General features: G+C 67.0%; 3 protein-coding genes. 1 reads left to right on the top strand and 2 read right to left on the bottom strand.

Going from position 1 to position 1,680, the window contains the following annotated elements; all coding sequences use genetic code 11:
• Nucleotides 1–16: 16 nt before the first annotated feature.
• Complete coding sequence (locus NTX40_11145; protein ID MCX5649630.1) at nt 17–478, top strand: YbaK/EbsC family protein; 462 nt, start codon at nt 17–19, stop codon at nt 476–478.
• 236 nt (nt 479–714) lie between these two features.
• Here NTX40_11145 and NTX40_11140 read toward each other — a convergent pair whose 3' ends face one another.
• Both NTX40_11140 and NTX40_11135 read right to left on the bottom strand, forming a co-directional pair.
• Nucleotides 715–1,449, bottom strand: coding sequence for a hypothetical protein (locus NTX40_11140; protein MCX5649629.1), 735 nt, complete (start codon nt 1,447–1,449; stop codon nt 715–717).
• Between the two features lie 9 nt (nt 1,450–1,458).
• Nucleotides 1,459–1,680: TMEM165/GDT1 family protein (locus NTX40_11135; GenBank protein MCX5649628.1), on the bottom strand; the 222-nt coding region annotated here is incomplete at its 5' end.

Raw genomic sequence — 1,680 nt, 5'->3', positions numbered from 1 at the left:
GGAAAGGAGACAAGCCATGGACGTCGCCAAGTTTCTGAAGCGAGAGAAGGTCAAGTTTCAGTTGCGCCACCACCCCGCGCGGTACACCGCTCAGGAGGTGGCGGCCGCCGAGCACATCACCGGCGAAGAGGTCGCCAAGGTCGTCATCGTCAAAGCCGACGACGCCTTTGCCATGTGCGTTCTTCCCGCCACGTATGTCCTCGACATGAAGCGGGCGAAGAAGGCGCTCGGCGCGAAAAGCGTCCGCCTGGCGACCGAGGAAGAGATCGGCGGCCTGTTCCCCGACTGCGAGGTCGGCGCCATGCCCCCCTTCGGCGCCGAGTACAACCTGCCGGTTTACGTCGAGGAGCATCTGTCGGAGGACGAACAGATCCTCGTCCCCGCCGGCACCCACGAGGACTCCGTCCTCCTGGCCTGGGCGGATTACGAGCGCCTCGCCCAGCCGAAGGTCGCCTCGTTCGGCACCCACGTGGATTGAGGCAGCGACCCGAGGCGTTGGGGTGATGGGATCCGGACCTGTGCAGTAGGTCCAGCGGTCGTTGCCTACCCTCGGCACAGAGAAAACCGAATGACGAAATCCGAATGGCGAATCAAATCCGAGGACCGAATGACGAGATAGCCCGGCCGACGCGCTCCTGAGGTGGTCATTCGGACTTCTTTCGTCATTCGGGCTTCGTCATTCGTCATTCCGGCGCCGCACCGGACACGCGCGGTCTACGGGGCCGCGCTCAGCCCGTAGGTCGTCCACTCCGCCGGCCCCGTGCGCACCAGGATGAGGCTTTCGCGCCGGCCGTCCGAATAGTTGCGCACCAGGTCCAGGCGGTACCGCATCCGGTAGTCCTTCCGCACCGGTCCCATCCAGGCGGCCTTCGCCTCCAGGCCGGCCGGCGCCTCCTGCCAGAACCGGAAGGCCTCCGCCGCCGCCGCGTCGCGCGAGAAGTCTGGTTTGAAATGCGTTGCCTCGGCCGGGCCGGCTGCCTCGCCCGGGCGCCAACCTTCCACGCGCGCAAGGAGGTCCGCGCCGGCGGCCGGCAACTCATCGAGCGCCTCCGCCAGGCGCTCGGCGCTTGAGAGGTTGGACGAAACCACGATGCCGTCGATGTAAACCGCGCTGGCGTGTTTGCCGCAAAGGTGGAACCTCGCCCGGCGAACGGGCTGGCCGGCCGCATCGAGCCACTTGCTCGCTTCGCGCCAGCCGCCGGCCGATTCGACCGCCCCGCACGCGAGGCACACGGGAGCGACGATCGGCTCGTCGTTCTCCAGCACCTGCGGTGCCAGCAGCCGCAGCCGATCCAGAAAATCCCGCTCATGCGCTTCCAGGCACGCGTCGCACACGCGGACGGTGATCCACGGCCAGATGCCGACCATCGCCCGGTACTCGGGAATCGCGAGCCGGCGATTCAGCCCGTGCCCAAGGGAGCGTTTTTTGCAGGCGTCGCACCGGGCCATGCGCATCCCTCAAGGTTTCGCCAGGAACAACCAGATGCCGATGCCGATGAATCCCGCCGCCGCCACGTAGTGCAGCAGCCGGGCCGGCACCACCTCCTTGCCCACATAGCCGAGCACCGTCGCGATGACGGTCGTCACCACGAGGGCCAGGCACGCCCCCAGGCAGACGGACCACGGCCTCTGGCTCTTCGCGCTGAACAATAGGATGCTCAGTTGCGTCTTGTCGCCCAA

This window comes from Planctomycetota bacterium, assembly GCA_026387035.1.
Taxonomy (GTDB): Bacteria; Planctomycetota; Phycisphaerae; order FEN-1346; family FEN-1346; genus JAPLMM01.
Note: the sequence above shows the minus strand (reverse complement) of the source record. Positions and strands in the feature narration are given on the sequence as shown.

What these genes read in the sequence shown, in the direction of transcription:
- NTX40_11140 (MCX5649629.1), bottom strand. Translation starts at nt 1,449, where the DNA reads ATGGCCCGGTGCGACGCCTGCAAAAAACGCTCCCTTGGGCACGGGCTG.
- NTX40_11145 (MCX5649630.1), top strand. Translation starts at nt 17, where the DNA reads ATGGACGTCGCCAAGTTTCTGAAGCGAGAGAAGGTCAAGTTTCAGTTG.